At 36.6% G+C, this 15861-nt stretch carries 17 protein-coding genes and 1 pseudogene; 4 read left to right on the forward strand and 14 right to left on the reverse strand.

The genetic code is table 11. From position 1 onward, the window contains the following. Positions 1 to 212: 212 nt before the first annotated feature. The 3 genes from ACFFHF_RS13765 to ACFFHF_RS13775 all read right to left on the reverse strand — a co-directional run bounded on the left by ACFFHF_RS13765 (position 213) and on the right by ACFFHF_RS13775 (position 2417). On the reverse strand, positions 213 to 1091 hold the full coding sequence (locus ACFFHF_RS13765) for a putative bifunctional diguanylate cyclase/phosphodiesterase (protein WP_377058415.1): 879 nt from the start codon (positions 1089 to 1091) through the stop codon (positions 213 to 215). A gap of 334 nt (positions 1092 to 1425) precedes the next feature. Then, entirely contained in the window at positions 1426 to 1902 is a 477-nt protein-coding gene (locus ACFFHF_RS13770; RefSeq protein WP_377058416.1) for a GNAT family N-acetyltransferase, read from the reverse strand. Further along, positions 1902 to 2417, reverse strand: coding sequence for a GNAT family N-acetyltransferase (locus ACFFHF_RS13775; RefSeq protein WP_377058431.1), 516 nt, complete (start codon positions 2415 to 2417; stop codon positions 1902 to 1904). Before ACFFHF_RS13775 ends, ACFFHF_RS13770 begins: the two co-directional genes overlap by 1 nt. Positions 2418 to 2620: 203 nt before the next feature. Between ACFFHF_RS13775 and ACFFHF_RS13780 the strand changes: the two genes are divergently transcribed. After that, positions 2621 to 3166 (forward strand): GNAT family N-acetyltransferase, encoded by a 546-nt coding sequence (locus ACFFHF_RS13780; RefSeq protein WP_377058417.1) that lies wholly within the window; start codon positions 2621 to 2623, stop codon positions 3164 to 3166. Positions 3167 to 3205: 39 nt separating this feature from the next. Here ACFFHF_RS13780 and ACFFHF_RS13785 read toward each other — a convergent pair. Next, a pseudogene (locus ACFFHF_RS13785) lies at positions 3206 to 3577 on the reverse strand (NAD(P)H-dependent oxidoreductase); the annotation flags it as partial. Positions 3578 to 3590: 13 nt separating this feature from the next. On the opposite strand from ACFFHF_RS13785, the gene ACFFHF_RS13790 reads away from it, so the two are divergent. Further along, positions 3591 to 4184, forward strand: coding sequence for a guanylate kinase (locus ACFFHF_RS13790; RefSeq protein WP_377058432.1), 594 nt, complete (start codon positions 3591 to 3593; stop codon positions 4182 to 4184). Positions 4185 to 4238: 54 nt separating this feature from the next. On the opposite strand, the gene ACFFHF_RS13795 is transcribed toward ACFFHF_RS13790, so the two are convergent. The 5 genes from ACFFHF_RS13795 to ACFFHF_RS13815 all read right to left on the reverse strand — a co-directional run bounded on the left by ACFFHF_RS13795 (position 4239) and on the right by ACFFHF_RS13815 (position 7930). Continuing rightward, on the reverse strand, positions 4239 to 4985 hold the full coding sequence (locus ACFFHF_RS13795) for a GTP pyrophosphokinase (RefSeq protein ID WP_377058418.1): 747 nt from the start codon (positions 4983 to 4985) through the stop codon (positions 4239 to 4241). A gap of 107 nt (positions 4986 to 5092) precedes the next feature. Next, a complete protein-coding gene (locus ACFFHF_RS13800; RefSeq protein WP_377058419.1) occupies positions 5093 to 5728 on the reverse strand; it encodes a pyridoxamine 5'-phosphate oxidase family protein in 636 nt (211 codons plus the stop codon). Between the two features lie 100 nt (positions 5729 to 5828). Beyond that, positions 5829 to 6383, reverse strand: a complete 555-nt coding sequence (locus tag ACFFHF_RS13805) for a DUF2179 domain-containing protein (protein WP_160549581.1) — start codon at positions 6381 to 6383, stop codon at positions 5829 to 5831. A gap of 188 nt (positions 6384 to 6571) precedes the next feature. Then, positions 6572 to 7429 carry a hypothetical protein gene (locus ACFFHF_RS13810; protein WP_160549580.1) on the reverse strand — a complete coding sequence of 286 codons (858 nt, stop codon included), beginning with the start codon at positions 7427 to 7429 and terminating at the stop codon, positions 6572 to 6574. A gap of 102 nt (positions 7430 to 7531) precedes the next feature. Next, positions 7532 to 7930 carry a GNAT family N-acetyltransferase gene (locus ACFFHF_RS13815; protein ID WP_377058420.1) on the reverse strand — a complete coding sequence of 133 codons (399 nt, stop codon included), beginning with the start codon at positions 7928 to 7930 and terminating at the stop codon, positions 7532 to 7534. A 106-nt stretch (positions 7931 to 8036) separates the two neighbouring features. On the opposite strand from ACFFHF_RS13815, the gene pdxR reads away from it, so the two are divergent. Next, the gene (pdxR, locus tag ACFFHF_RS13820) at positions 8037 to 9449 is read left to right on the forward strand and encodes a MocR-like pyridoxine biosynthesis transcription factor PdxR (protein ID WP_377058433.1); all 1413 of its coding nucleotides are present in this window, start codon (positions 8037 to 8039) and stop codon (positions 9447 to 9449) included. Here the strand turns inward: pdxR and ACFFHF_RS13825 are convergent. Then, the gene (locus ACFFHF_RS13825) at positions 9441 to 10061 is read right to left on the reverse strand and encodes an NUDIX hydrolase (protein WP_160549577.1); all 621 of its coding nucleotides are present in this window, start codon (positions 10059 to 10061) and stop codon (positions 9441 to 9443) included. The genes pdxR and ACFFHF_RS13825 overlap by 9 nt on opposite strands. 235 nt (positions 10062 to 10296) lie before the next feature. Between ACFFHF_RS13825 and ACFFHF_RS13830 the strand changes: the two genes are divergently transcribed. Beyond that, positions 10297 to 11382 carry a thermonuclease family protein gene (locus tag ACFFHF_RS13830; RefSeq protein ID WP_377058421.1) on the forward strand — a complete coding sequence of 362 codons (1086 nt, stop codon included), beginning with the start codon at positions 10297 to 10299 and terminating at the stop codon, positions 11380 to 11382. A gap of 20 nt (positions 11383 to 11402) precedes the next feature. On the opposite strand, the gene ACFFHF_RS13835 is transcribed toward ACFFHF_RS13830, so the two are convergent. The 4 genes from ACFFHF_RS13835 to ACFFHF_RS13850 all read right to left on the reverse strand — a co-directional run bounded on the left by ACFFHF_RS13835 (position 11403) and on the right by ACFFHF_RS13850 (position 15554). Next, the gene (locus ACFFHF_RS13835) at positions 11403 to 11858 is read right to left on the reverse strand and encodes a 2-thiouracil desulfurase family protein (RefSeq protein ID WP_160549576.1); all 456 of its coding nucleotides are present in this window, start codon (positions 11856 to 11858) and stop codon (positions 11403 to 11405) included. Positions 11859 to 11911: 53 nt separating this feature from the next. After that, positions 11912 to 13150 carry an ATP-binding protein gene (locus ACFFHF_RS13840; RefSeq protein ID WP_377058422.1) on the reverse strand — a complete coding sequence of 413 codons (1239 nt, stop codon included), beginning with the start codon at positions 13148 to 13150 and terminating at the stop codon, positions 11912 to 11914. Between the two features lie 237 nt (positions 13151 to 13387). Then, entirely contained in the window at positions 13388 to 14257 is an 870-nt protein-coding gene (locus ACFFHF_RS13845; RefSeq protein ID WP_377058423.1) for a cation diffusion facilitator family transporter, read from the reverse strand. 208 nt (positions 14258 to 14465) lie between these two features. Further along, positions 14466 to 15554: a GGDEF domain-containing protein gene (locus ACFFHF_RS13850; RefSeq protein ID WP_377058424.1), complete on the reverse strand. Its 1089-nt coding sequence runs from the start codon at positions 15552 to 15554 to the stop codon at positions 14466 to 14468. Positions 15555 to 15861: the final 307 nt, after the last annotated feature.

Consider the following 15861-nt stretch of genomic DNA (forward strand, 5'->3'; position numbering starts at 1 on the left):
ATATGGAGTCCTCCTTGGTTAACTAAGTTAGGGGTCATCTCGGCATACGATTTGACACCCCGTATCATACCAAGAGGGCTCTTTTTTGTTCAAGTCCCCGATAATCCTTCTAACAGGAATGCTCCTTTACTTATGATAATGTAATACGAAACCACTGGTATGTTGGTTTCATTTTCTAAAAAAAACACGCGATTCTCCTGTTTAATCGCGTGTTAGTCTATATTTAAGTATTTATCAAGATAAGCGGTAAACTCAGAATAAGGTAAAGGCTTTGAAAAATAATAACCTTGTACTTCATCACACTGTATTGTTTTTAGAAAATTCACCTGTTCTAACGTTTCTGCTCCCTCTGCCAGTACTTTTAGATTCAGGTTATGACCAAGTGTAACAATTGATGTCATGAGGGTATCTTCTTCTTTTGGTATATTCAATAGAAAAATTCGATCAATTTTCAGACGATGAATACTTAATTTCTTTAGATAACTTAGTGAGCTATATCCCGCTCCAAAATCATCTAAGCTAATATGAATCCCTAAATTCTTAATATCTTCAAGTATTTGACTTGATTTTTCAAAATTAAACAGGCTTCCTTCCGTGATTTCTAAGTCTAATAACCTCGGTTCCAATCCCGTTTCTTTAAGTATTTCTTTAATATCCTGCAAAAGTCGAGGATGCTGAAGTTGTACCGAGGATAAGTTAACAGACACCCGTAAATCAAGGCCAAACAACTCATTTATCTCTACGGTTTGCGTACAAGCCTTTTTCAACACCCATAACCCAATTTGATTAATTAAATGTAATTCCTCCGCTAGCTGTATAAACTTCAATGGAGAAATAATCCCTTTCGTTGGGTGATTCCATCGAATGAGCGCTTCCATCCCAATATGTTTCCCGGAAATTAAGGAAAGCTGAGGTTGATAAAACACTTCGAATTGTTCGGCAATGACAGCATGGTGAAGCTCTAGCTCAATGTCTCTCTTTTCATTGGATTCTGTAAGAAGCTTACTATTATATACCATGACTCTTATGTCATTTACTGGAGGAACATGTATCTTAGCTAAATTCGCATTTTTCCCGTAAAGTACTATCAAGTATATATCCGAAAACCAAAAGGACCAATGATAATAAAACAAATAATAAGGTGGGAGCTTTCCCAAACCGCTTAGGTGGTTCAGACAATTTTCTTTTTACTAGTTTCCTTGAAACTAGGACCACTGTCAAAATGGTAAGGAAATACCCAAAAAGAAACAATAGTATATGGATATTAGAGTCTATTTCTAGGGAGGTCATACTATTTTCCTTCTTTCACTACGTACTAATACTCTTAATATCGGTTGACCACTTAATTAATTAAGAAAAAAAGCAGATAAATTCCCCTGAATATAAAAAAGAGCTACCAAATTAGCAGCTCTAAACAAGGAATACTTATATATGTAGAGTCATAACAAACTGTTCTCCAAGCGAACCAATCACTCTTCTCCCCGTATCTTGAAATCCTACTCGTGCATACAGATTTTGCGCTGGGACATTTTGATGATTAACCCCTAGAACGATTTCGTCACAGCTTGGAAATTGATTTTGTATATATTTCTTGAGCAACAGTAATCCTTTTTTGGCATAACCCCTCCCCTGTTTTGAATAATCAATGGAGAATGCCGTTAATAGCATAGCATTGGGGTTATTTGAATATTCCTTCACACGTGAAGTCGAATGCAAAATGAAAAAACCAACAGGAACGTCATCTTCTACAATCACAATCGGAAATTGTCCCTCTTGTACTTCGAGCACATGACTAGGCAAGGCGGTAAACTTCACTTGATCGTTAGGAAGTTCAAAAGAAAATAACCTCTCCTTATATTTAAGTTGGAATAGATCTAGACTGATATTTTTTGTTTGGCTCATTACTTCCTCCACTCTTCCTCAAGGATGGCGTAGTAATACTCATCCCACCACCCATCACCATTTGGGATACATTTTTTAAAATATCCTTCCCGTCTCATCCCGATTTTTTCCATTACACGATAGGAACCTATATTTTCAGGCTGACATGTAGCGATGATTCGATGTAACTTTAATTCCTCAAATCCATACTGTATTACTGCTTTCGCAGCCTCGGAGGCAAATCCTTTATTATAATAATCTGGATGAAACACCCATCCAATCTCATAAGTATGTTCGCCAAAATAACGATGAAATACAATATGTCCAATAAGAGTAGCACTTCCTTTTAATATAACCGGGTAATTCTCAACCTTCTCCCCCATATTTTCAAACACAAAATGCTTTGCATCTTCTTTAGTGAAAACACCTTCTGGAATATACCTCATCACATCCAAATTTGATGTATATTCGTAAACTGCTAGGTAGTCGTTTATATCAAAATCTCTTATTATTAACCGTTCTGTTTCTATAAACATCATTGCCACTCCTATGAAACATAATATAAATCTCCTAGACTTAACATTCGATATAAATGGAAATATTTCCTTATTCCTAAAATATTAGATTGCTGAATGCAAAAAAGAACATTAAGATTAAGTTATCTAGACTTTAGGGGGCAAGATTTTATTGCGTAGCATGATGTGATTCCTTCATATTCATACAAAAAAGGGAGAACAATATGACGAAATTATTTAAGGGGAAATTAATAAAGCTTACTACTGTCCGTGCCGAGGACGCAGCAATTATGGCATCATGGGAGGAAAACTCAGACTATTTACGTAATCTTGATACGGATATCGCCTATCCGCATTCCATTGCGGAACTTGAAGAGGATAAAGAACGAAGCTCTAATTCAGCGTATTTCCGGTTACGAACAATAGAGAATGACATTTTAATTGGTTTTGTTGTCATCCACTCTATCGAATGGAATAATCGGGTCGGTTCTTTAGCCATTGGAATAGGAAATACAAACTATCAAAATAAAGGCTATGGTAGTGAGGCATTACAATTAATCCTCCGTTATGCATTTCATGAGTTAAATCTACATCGAGTGGGTTTGGACGTCATTGGCTATAACAGTCGGGCGATCCGCGCATATGAAAAAGCAGGTTTTATCGTAGAAGGAAGAATTCGTTCCGCTATTAATCGTGACGGGCATTATTCCGATCGTATTATGATGGGGATATTAAGATCAGAATGGGAACAACAAGTTTTAAAGCAATAGAGCAAAAGAGCCAACGAGTTTTTTCGTTGGCTCTTTGTGTTAAAATGTATGGGCTAAATCCTTTGCTCTTGCAATCGCATTCTCTTTGATTTCTTGTGCTTTATCTGGCATCGCATTATGACCTTCTACAAATAATCCTTCAAACGAAGGAACTCCGTAAAATTGCATAATCACACTTAAATAACGGTGCCCCATTTCAAGGGCTGCAGCAGGACCTTCAGAGTAAACCCCACCACGCGCTTGAATATGTAAAGCTTTTTTATCCGTTAATAATCCTATTGGACCTTCGGCTGTGTACTTAAATGTCTTTCCAGCAACAGAAACCGCATCAAGATACGCCTTCATCACTGGAGGGAAAGAAAAATTCCAAAGTGGAGTAACAAATACATATTTGTCAAAAGAGATAAATTGAATCTCTTCAAATATTTGTTATCAGATTAAAGACAAACAAAAATTATTTATTTACACAGGTCCAGATGGTTCTGGAAGAAAAACAATTGCCAAAATGGTTGCAACTGCTTTTGACATGGAAACAGTTCTTTCTTATACTACTCGTTCACCACGTCATTACGAACAAAATGGAGAAGATTATCATTTTATTGATGAAGCTACGTTCAAAAAAATGGAAGACAATGGAGAATTTCTTGAGAGCGTAGAAATTGATGGTTTCCATTACGGAATACGTGAAGAAGATATTGTTAAAGCTTTTGAATCGCATAATCTTGTTTATTTGACACTCAATCCTGAAGGTACTGAAAAATTGAAGGAGATGTATGGGGATCGTGTGATGCGCTTCTTCATTTACGCAGATCGAGAAACGGTTATCTCTCGTCAAAAGGAACGTCAGGATAATGAGGAAGTAATTAATCGCCATATGTCTCATTATGACGAAAATATGGCTTATAAAAATAGCTGTGAGCATGCATTTGAAAACTATGATTCACCACAAACTTCTTTCCGTATTAGTGAAGTAATTGAAGCCTTCCTTGATCGAGACATCGTTGTGACAGATTATTAATATAAGAAAAGGACGATTGATTGGTATTCAATCGTCCTTTTTCATTTGTTTCTACTACTCTTTATCCTTAGACAAGCTTTCTAGAAGTGCCATCGGAATATTTAGCTTTTGCCCGCTTGCATTTAATAGGTTAAGCTCATTTTCTATGTCATCATCGCTATCCAACTTACGGATTTCTTCATGCAATACTTCCATTTTTTTATCTAACATCGCTACGGTATCTGCAGCGTTTTTCAGTTCTTTCGATAAATACGCGGGAACTTCGTTATCAAATTTATAGTAGATTTTATGCTCGAGACTCGCCCAGAAATCCATCCCAATGGTACGGATTTGCACTTCTACATATACATTTTCAATGCCATTGGACATAAAAACCGGAATTTTCACGATTAAGTGCAAGCTCTGATAGCCGTTTGGTTTCGGATGATTAATATAATCCTTCTTTTCCACTACCTCAATATCGCTCTGGTTCTCCAGCATTCTACTGATCTCAAAAATATCAGAAATAAAAGAGCAAGTAATCCGAATTCCCGCAATATCTTTAATGTTTTCCTTTATGCTAGGCAATGATAAATCTAGATTTTTTCTCTGTACTTTTTTAAGAATGCTCTCTGGTGATTTGATTCTAGATTTTACATGTTCAATGGGGCTGTAATTATGAATATATTGAAATTCCTGTTTTAAAATATCAATTTTCGTGTTTAACTCATCAATACCAAATTGATATAGCATCATAAATCTTGTTAGTTCGTTTTTAAACTTTTTTAATAACTTTAAGTCAAGTGCTTGATTTGAACTCATTGGTTCTATTTCACCCTTTAAAAAAGAAGTATTTAATCCGAGTTAAATGTACACCTCTTCACAAACGTTGTCAATTTAAAACACAAGGACGAATTTTCAAACACCTCCTAATAAAGTCTTTCCTTGTAGCTCTCTTTTAACCCTTCCTCTACCGTCTGAGCAGTCGTATTCGGTAAATTCACATGATCAGAAATGATCGTTGCCACTGAAGGCAATAATTCTTTCTCCTGCCATGAAGATGGATTCCATAAACCTGAGCGAATAAATGCTTTGGCACAATGAATAAAACATTCTTCCACATCAACAGCAATACCCACTAAGGGAGACTTACCCTTCACCGCCATACTCTCTAATATTTTTGAATCTTTAATTAGGGCAGCTTGTCCATTTATCCGCAATGTTTCACCCAAACCAGGGATGAAAAAGATCAAGCCCACTCGAGGGTTTGATAAAATATTGCGCATAGAGTCCATTCGCTTGTTCCCAGGCCTTTCAGGAATAACTATCTGGTTTTCGTTTAACACTTGTACAAACCCAGGTAAATCCCCCCTCGGCGACACATCACAATACCCTTCCTTATCAGAGGTGGATAATACTAAAAAAGGTGACTTTGAAATAAAGTCTCTACAATGTTCATCAATCATGGGAATGGTTTTATTTTTCACCAGTTCACTTGGAAACCCCATCATCGATCGAAGTTCATCCTCGGTACGAATGGGTTCTTTAAAAGTAATTTTTTTCAATGTATCCAACTCCCATTTTGTCTATAGTGTAATTGTATAATTTTCAATTGTAAAAAATACCCTTACATCATACGTGCAAGGGTGTTAATATTTATTAGATCTAGGCATGATTTTCCTCTATTTGCTTCTTCATTTTCTTCCTTTTTTTCATTGCTTTCAGCAAGAAACCACCCTTAAAAGTTTTCGGTTCATAGGCAATAATAAAAGCATTGGGTTCAAATTGCTGTATCATGTCGTATAGACCTTCTTCTTGGTTTCTCTTCGTTAATACCTCTAACTTATAGCGAATGGCTTCGATTCCCTCTCCTTCGTAAACAGTCACGCCATAGCCATCTTTACGAAGCTGATCAACGAGGTTCATATTTTTATTGGTTAAAATCACTTGAATCGTTGTATATCCAATCGCTAATGCTTCTTCAATCATGGATCCAATGATGATACCTAATCCAAATCCAATGGCATACACTATCATTACAACCACATTTTGCTCCCCGTTAAATACGATCGATAGTCCGAATATGTATATGAGGGCCTCAAGTAACCCTAGAAACGCTGCCTGCATTCTCAACCCCTTTACTAGGAAAATGGTTCTCAGTGTAAAGGTAGGAACGTAAATTAACTGAAGAACTAGTACGAGAATAATATCTTTAACCATACTTTCTCCTCCTTTCATCGTCACTCTGCTCAGTCTAACGAAAAATCCGGTTTCTGTAAATAAACTAGTTGCCTTTTTATAGTCATTCTGTTTTCTGTTTTCAATCTTCCCTAACATGATGTAAGCAAACTTAAATCAATCAAAATAACGGACATTTACACAGCAAATAGCACAGTTAACTCACTGTGCTATTTTTCCGATACATTACGATCCCCCAATTTTTTACTAATCTTTTCGGCTAAAATTAAAACAATTGCAGGAAAAGTAATATAAAAATATGGGTCCCACCAAATAAAAACATGTAGAATTCCGGTCAACAATAAGAAACGGGTAATAGAATATAGGCTAATAATTAAAACGAGATATTTCAGCCATTTATGGTTATTCTTCCATATGGCCAAGGTCGCAACATATAGACCAATACATATATAGTAAACAGCTGCAAATGCATTGGTATCTTCAAACACATTTTCATACCATCCCAAATCGTAATAACGATTAGATAAAAACATAATAGGAAGCATATGCATCGTGCCTAAGATCGGACTAACAATCAAAAACAACAACACAAAGTGGCGAATGCCTTTTTGTTTATTCAATAGCCATCGGTACAATAATTTGATAATTGGAAAATAGACAAATAATAATCCGAAAAAGGTAAACTCATTTCTCCACCAATTATGTTTATAAATAGAAAGCTCTTGAAACAACCATTCAATACAAATGAGCAGTAGTGAAAAGAACAGTAACCATCTCCAATTCTTTCTAAAAGTCGCAAGAAAAACGCCCACAACTGGTAAGACAAATGCATTAGAAGCGATGGCACCAAGATTACTATCATACGTAGGATTACTAGTAATAATTCGTGGGTAATACACATAACTTTGCAGAAAGTTATAAATAACCCCCTCAATGATATAACCAAACCCAATAGCCGCTAACAATAATAAGAAAACTGGCTGATTCCTCTTTTTATAGTAAGTATATAAGAAAAGAAAACTACTTGCGGCCACTAACGCAATATACCAGACGGAATGATAATTCAAAAGTGACCACTCCTTCTCTATTCTCTTACTATATAGTATTCCAAATTTCGACAAAAATCTTCATAGTCTCATACAAATTTCCCATTAAATTTTAGATTTTTTCTATTTTCTTGGGATGATATAGCCGTTTTGGATTTTTTGAAATCCAATTTTCGGATAATAGTCCATGGCTATCGGCGATGCTAAAAGGATTAAAGATATTTCTTCTCCTATCCGTTCTTGGACGCGTTTTACTAGTTCTTTTCCTATTCCTTGATTCTGGTATTCTTTATCAACCGCTAAATCTGATAAATAACAGCAGTAACTAAAATCAGTAATGGCTCTTGCTATACCTACAAGCCTCATTCCGTCCCAAGCGGTCATAGTAATATCTGCTTGATCTAGCATTTTTTGAAGTCTAGGCAAGTCTTCAACGGGTCTTCTTATCCCTGATTTTCGAAAGACGTCTGCCAGTTCAGCTGCAGAAATTTCTTTACTTTCTTCAAAGTGTATTGTATTCATGTTTTCATCTCCTTTTTTCATTATTTTACTCGGCCACTGACCATTGCTAAAGTGCCAGATATGTTATAATTAACCACGCCAGATTGAATAAAAGGAGGAGATACATATCCTTGAAATTACAGTTACTTTAGACTCCCATCTAGAGGAGCCACTTTACTTACAGCTTTATTCTTTTTTAAAAAAAGAAATGGTTGAAGGGAGACTGACCCCGGATACCAAATTGCCCTCAAAAAGGAAGCTTTCTACACATTTGGGAATCAGCCAAACAACCGTTGAGACAGCCTATCAACAATTAATTGCGGAAGGGTATGTAAAAAGTGAACCGAGAAAGGGATTATTTGTCAACAAATTAGAAATGGATATATTTCCAATTAAAAAGGAACACGTTGCAGCTCGCGACAACTTCCAGCAGAGCCCTTTACCAAATTCCATAATTGTGGATTTTGGTCACGGAAACATTGCATTAAATGAGTTTCCGTTTTCTATCTGGCGTAAACTGACGATACAAAGCCTTTATGAAGAGGAAAGTCACCTCTTATTAAGTGGCCATCGGCAAGGTGATCTCCCTCTACGTGTCGAAATCGCCAAGTATTTATATCAATCGCGTGGTGTTCGATGTGAACCTGATCAAATCATAATTGGCGCTGGAACACAATATATGGTTACCTTTCTAACAATGCTCCTTGGACGAGAAAGAGTATATGCAATGGAAAATCCTGGCTTCCACCGATCACGGGAGGCGTTTAGAGATCAAGGTGTCAAGCTCCTCGGAATTAGTTTAGATCAAGATGGTATAAAAATGGAAGACTTGAGAGAAAGTGAGGCAACCGTAGCGTATGTGACCCCCTCGCACCAATTTCCATTGGGAATGGTAATGCCCATCTCTCGAAGAATGGAGCTATTGAAATGGGCCAATGAAACGGATAGTTTTATTATTGAGGATGATTACGACGGAGAATTTCGCTATACAGGAAGACCCATTCCTTCGCTACAAGGCCTTGATCATCAGGGGCGGGTTATCTATCTTGGTACTTTTTCGAAATCTTTAATTCCTTCTTTAAGAATTAGTTTTATGGTGCTTCCTCCTCCCCTTCTTTCACGATATCAAAATCGTTTTTCCATTTATAAGCAGACCGTATCAAGATTGCATCAACAAACTCTGTATCTGTTTATGAATGAAGGTCACTGGAGTCGGCATTTACAAAAAATGCGAACGACCTATAGGAGAAAACAATCCACCCTGCTCACTCTTATTACAGAAAAATTTGGAAACCAAGTGACAGTAATTGGGGTAGACTCTGGATTACATATTTTACTCGAAGTGCATAACAGCATGACCGAAAGTGAATTAATTAATCATGCTGAAAAAGTCGGGGTAAAGGTGTATCCTACTTCCGTTTATTATGACGTAAATACTTATTCTCTAAATCCAATGGTATTGATCGGATATGGTGGTGTAACAGAAAGCGAAATTCATAACGGGATTACCCTACTACAAAAAGCATGGGAGCTATTTTAGCTCCTGCTGTATTTTATTGATTAAAGCCGCATAAAACGATTGATCATGTGGGACAAATTGTTCCTTGCCAACAGATTTTTCAAAAAAGTTCTTCTCTCCATTTTCCACTTCAAAGCCTTGCATGGGAATGTACTCCTTTTGATCCCTCCAAAGAGCAGAAAAATCAGTAAACTTTATTCGGTATATCCCTGCGACTTCTTCTTCCTGTAGAACAAACGAATCAAATGGGACATTCTTTTGATGTAAAAATACATGGGCTAATTCATTATCAAGTAACGGATCCATTTTAACAGAATACTTGAGAATTCCTAGAGATTTCAGCTCTTCCATATGGACAGACAACCCTATTTCCTCTTTCACCTCTCGTATTCCATCTTCTACTGTTTCATTAGCAAGTAAATGGCCGGCAGCGGTAATATCTAAAAGTTGTGGGTAATCTTTTTTCTTTGGGCTTCGCAACTGAAGAAATATGTAATCAATTCCTTGTTTCTTTTCCATCAACCAATAATGAAACGTCTCATGCCAATATCCTTTTTCATGTATTTCAGCTCGTGTGGCAACTCCAATTGGCTGATGGTCTTCATTAAAAATCCTCAGCAATTCTGACTCCATAACAACTCTCCTTTTTTAGTAAAATCATACATTCATATTATCACAAAAAAGCTTGAGAGTTGCCTCAAGCCACAACTATAGCTTTAGTTGTTTGGCAATAATTATTTTTCATGATCTCCGTGCAACCTGTGTAAATACCAGTAGCCCCCTTTCCACCTCAGGTTTATTACTATTTCAGCATTTCTTTCGTTATGATATATTAGCTTGTAGCAACTAGATTTAGGAGGAAACGTTATTGACTAGAAAGACCTCGATAATTACTATCATAATTACCTTTATTCTTATGTCCATCCTACCTTTCCAGGCATGGGCGCATAATGGATCAAGAGATGAGCTTGGAGGACATTTCCGAAGCGCTGATTGCGTGTACTTATTACATGAGCCAACGGAACTTGCAAAAAGTGCTACCAATATATCAGAACTCATCACTTTAATTAAAAAACATAATAGTAACTCATGTGCAAGTGAATTAACTGAAAGCAAAGTGGACCTAGAAGGGTATACTTTTTCAAAAATGGCTGTTGATTCCACATCGACTTCAACCAATAACCTATTGGAATTGGGGAAGACGTACGATGCAACATTAGAAAAATGTACAGATGGGGACACCGCGACATTTTCAATTAATGGTACTTCCTATAAAACCAGGTTCCTATATATTGATACACCGGAAAGTACCAACCAACAGGAACCTTACGGAAAAGAAGCAAGCGACTTTTCGTGTTCTGTATTACAAAATGGACAAATAACCATTGAAACCGACGGTCCTTCCCTTTTTGACAAATATGACCGTTTGTTAGCTTGGGTGTTTGTTGATGGAAAACTTCACCAAGAGGAAATTACGAAGGCTGGCTTAGTCGAGGATTTTTACGATTATGGTACCTATAAGTACGAAACCCGCATTGAAGCAGCAATGCTAGAAGCCAAAGCAGGTGGTGTTGGGTTGTATTCCGAAAATAAAGAAGCAGAGAATATTCAAGAGAATGCTACTAAGGAAGTAGTGGCACCGACCCATTCGGAAAAGAATGACGCTTCCAAAGAGGAAAATCTGACGCAAGGACATCGGATTGAAAGTAAGCAAAACAGTGGTTCATCAGCATTAGGGATTTTTGCAATAGCAACGGTCCTTCTCTTTTTTATGTTCCCACGTTTTAGCAGAAAAAGAGGAATTGAACCCCTTCTTATTCATAAAATGTGGACCAAAAACCTTTGGGTCAATGCCTTGTTGCTAATTCCCATATATACGGCTTTATTTTTCTTAGTACTAGTATTGCTACTCGTGGAAGTCATTCGTTTAATAAAGTTAAAAGCGCAGGAGTAACCTTGCGCTTTTTTCATCCTCTAATATTCTTTTAGAAATTGTGTCTCCGAAATGACTTTCACACCATTTCTTATTAACAAAGCTGCTGTTACTCCGTGTCCTTCGACTTTTTCACCTGTAAAGGTTCCATCATAGATTTTCCCGCTCCCACATGATGGACTGTTTTCCTTCAATACGACAACAGTTGCTTGGATCTTTTTAATAACATTAAGAGTTTCATAAGCACCTTGAACAAAAGCTTCCGTCACGTCTTTTCCCATGCAATCTATGACCTTAGCCTTTCCATCCAACACATCTTCTCCAACTCCACCGACAATTTCGGCTGGCTCCCTAGGAGTTTCAAGTCCACCTAGCAATTCAGGACATACAGTGATTGCTGTCTTTTCACTTACCAGTTTATGTACTTTTTCATCTAAAGAGCTAAGCCCATTGTATCGAACCGGAAATCCTGCTAAACATGCACTAACGACAATCATATTCCACCTCAAACTCTACTTAATATGACAGGTTATAACGTTATCTTGAATGTTTAATAGCTTGTGCCCGTTTCTTTTAATTCCACCTTTGCAGAAGGTAAGATAATGTGAACCGTGGTCCCTTTATCTACTTCACTTTCAATTTGAAGTTGACCTTGATGGTTCTCGATAATCTTATAACAAGTCATCAAACCTAACCCTGTACCTTTTTCCTTTGTTGTGAAAAATGGTTCACCGAGCGATGGGATACGTTCTTTCGGTATCCCCACACCTTGATCAGTGATTTGTATTACTACTCCTCTTTCATTATCCTTTTTAACCTTTAACTCAATGGTTCCTCCATTCGGCATCGCCTCAGTAGCATTTTTAAGGATATTTAGAAATACTTGTTTTAACTGATTTTCATCACAATAAACATATGGGAGATTGCTTTTGTATTCCATACTTATTTGGATATTGCTAAGAATCGTTTGAGTTTGAATTAATGTAACGACATCATTTAACAGCTTCTTTACGTCACGCTGCTGCATGGCTGTCGTGGTTGGTTTCGAGAGAAACAGAAACTCACCTACAATACCATTGATACGATCTAATTCTGATAGAACAATATCATAATACACATTTTGACCTTCCTCGCCTTTAAACAATTGAACAAAGCCACGTATGGAAGTTAAAGGGTTTCGAATTTCATGAGCAATCCCTGCCGCCATTTGTCCCAAAAGGGCGAGTTTTTCTGACTTTTGCAACAATTGATCGGTCTGCTCATTCTTCTCTGTAATATCCTTTCCGATAGAAAGAACAGCCTCTACCCCTTCAAAAATAATTTTGAGTGATGAAACCTCAAAATCCATCGTCGTTCCATCTTGTCGTTTCAACTTATATTCAATGCTTTTCAAAGGTTTATTTCCACTTGATGCATCTTTTGTCCGTCTTTTCAATTGATCTGCATACTTTGGAGTAACAAGATCTAACGTTGGTTTGCCAATTAGAGCTTCACGATTAGGAGCACGAAGTATCGTGACCGCCAGATCATTTACGTAAATCACTTGCTGATCTTTATGAATAATAATTGCGCTAGGAAGAGAATCTAATAGATTCTTATAACTTCTCTCATTTATCTTTGCAATCTTTTCATAATACTTCGCCTTGTCATAATGCCTTCCAAGGAACCACGCTAGTGCCCCATAAAAGAGAATCTCTAAAGTGAATATACTCTCTCCATGAGAGAAATTATGATAAGTGGTTATCCCTAATGTAAAAAATACAAGTATGATCTGACCCCAATTTTTCATAGGCTTGCCTCTATTAATGGATTTTTTTACTATTATCATATCATAGAAATTATTGGGTAAAATTGAATTCTTTGAAAATATTTTATGGTAAAACATTCCATCGATGCAAGTGAAGGAATTTGTGCCAGAAAGCTGCGGATCTATTCGACCGCAGTGGAAATCATATATTCAAAAGACTCTTTATGTAAAAAGGAAGGGTGTCCCTAATTCATAACTTTGGGGCACCCTCATCTTTTCTTAGCTTGGTTCAACGTGAACATGTACATTATATACATCGTATTCATTTATTAGCTTTTCTTCTACTTTACTAGAGATATCATGTGCTGTTCTGATACTTAAGTTTTCGTTTACTACGATAATAATATCAACAACTGTGTTATTTCCGTAATTTCTTGCGCGAATATCCTTAATGCCCGTTACACCTGTAGTTTTTAATATACTTTCCTTGTATTCCTCAATTAATTGTTCATCAAATCCATCTGTTAATTGATGAGAGGAATCATAAAAAATTTCATAGGCAGTTTTACATATTAAAATCCCGACAATTACAGCAGCTAGTGGATCAAGCCAAGGCAGTTGAAATTGTGAACCTATTATCCCAACTGCTGCTCCTATACTCACCCATGCATCTGATAGATTATCCTTTGCTGCCGCTAATACAGATTGGCTTTTCACTCTCTCCGAAAGCCCTTTATTATACCGATAGACCAAATACATAACACCAGCACATAGAAGTCCAGTCCACCCGGCTAGCATGTCTGGAACGACCTTTTCATCCGAGAAAATCGAAACAACTGCTTTATGTAATACGCTTAAACCTACTGCCATCATAATAAAAGAAGCAACCAATGACGCAATATTCTCCGCCTTCCAATGGCCATAAGGATGATCTTCATCTGGTGGTTTTTGAGACATTCTTAATCCTATCCATACAGCAATGGAAGCAATGATATCGGTCAAATTATTAAACCCATCCGCCTTTAACGCTTCAGACTGGGCAGAAAATCCAATCATTAATTTGATTAAAGAAAGACAAATATAAGCAGCGATACTGATTATCGCCCCTCGCTCGCCTAACCTTAACTGTTCATATCTTTCTTTGTCCATATTCACACCTCCGAGCCCAAAACCTCCTTTAATAGAATAACAATCGAAAGTTAGGTGGGTCTACAGCAACCTTTTTTCATCTCTTTATATAAATGTTGACTATCCAAGATTGTTTCTCATGGTAAAATTTCGGTTATTACATCAAGAGTAAGAAGTAAATTTTAACATAAAAAGGGCCCGAGACAAACTTGTCACGAGCTCAAGGTAGTTAATCTATTGAATTATGGCAACAAACTTTGTTCCGTCCAGTTTTTTTCGCTACATACAAAGCCTTATCCGCATCCTCTATAAGCATGCTTGGGTTTTCTGTAGTTTCTTTATAAGATGCGACTCCAACGGATACCGTTACCTTTATCACTCCACCGCTTGTTAAGGAAAACTCTGTATTTTCAACTGTTTTTCTAATATGCTCTGCAATATCTAGTGCTCTTGCGACTGAAGTGTCTGGAAGAAGGACCGTAAACTCTTCTCCCCCATTCCGGCTGACGATGTCAAAGTTCCTCGTACCTTCGGTTAATAACGTTCCTAATCGTTTTAAAACCAGGTCCCCTTCCGAGTGACCATACGTATCATTAATTTTTTTAAAGAAATCAATATCAATATAAAGTAGAGACAAACTTTGAATACTTTTATTCAGTTCATTAAGCAAGGAATTAAAAACTTCATCAAATTTCCGAACATTATTTAACCCCGTTAATCCATCCGTTGTAGACTCCGATTTATATTTTTCCAATAAAAACTGACTCTTTCTAATAAAATCTAGAATATAGAACGAAAGAAAACCTGCTATATATGAAATGATCCAATATATGGGGATTAATTTGACTAATAAACTTATATCTTTTACTAAATAAATGATCACAAAGGTAAAAATAATATTGGAAAAGGTCAGCATCCATATTACCTTTTTTTTCTTGGATATCCTTTGTGAAGAAATTAATATCGAAAATAAAGTAATAAGGATCATAAGAATGACGGAAGCATACGCAGACGTATTCACTCCAATAATAAAACGACCTAAAATGACTAACACCATACCAATTAAAGCCGGCAAAGAACCACCAAAAAAAGCGAGCAAAATAATTGGAATATGTCTTAAATCTACGATTGTTGTATCTATTCGAATACCGTATTGCATGAGAATATTAGAAAACAATCCACCAACTACACCCAACAAGACTTTTCTCAAAATGGTGGAGTCTTTAGTTAGAGGGCTCGTCGAAAAGATATGTGAGTATAGGAATAGTAAAGAAACAACAATAGCTAAATTCGTAAACAAATCTTTAATGATTAACAATTTTATCACCATAAAGTACCATACCATATTTTTCAACATTGCAAAATACGAAACACTACTTTTCTACCATAAAAATGAAAATCAATTGCGGTGTCTGTCACCCTTCGTGGACAGTTCGGGGTGTTTTGTCCGTCTCAGGCGGACATTACCCCTTGTTTTATGTGCTACATTAGAGCTAAAATAGGATCTTTTATTGAGTGAGAATACTCTTCAAAACTTACGTGGAAAAGTAGCCTATCCACCAAGCTTTGATTCCGTTTCTTGATTATAAAATTTTTTTGCATTTTGAATAGAATTTGTCCCCTTT

Origin of the sequence: Robertmurraya beringensis, from assembly GCF_042433785.1 — a bacterium.
In the GTDB taxonomy this organism is placed as follows: domain Bacteria; phylum Bacillota; class Bacilli; order Bacillales; family Cytobacillaceae; genus Robertmurraya_A; species Robertmurraya_A beringensis.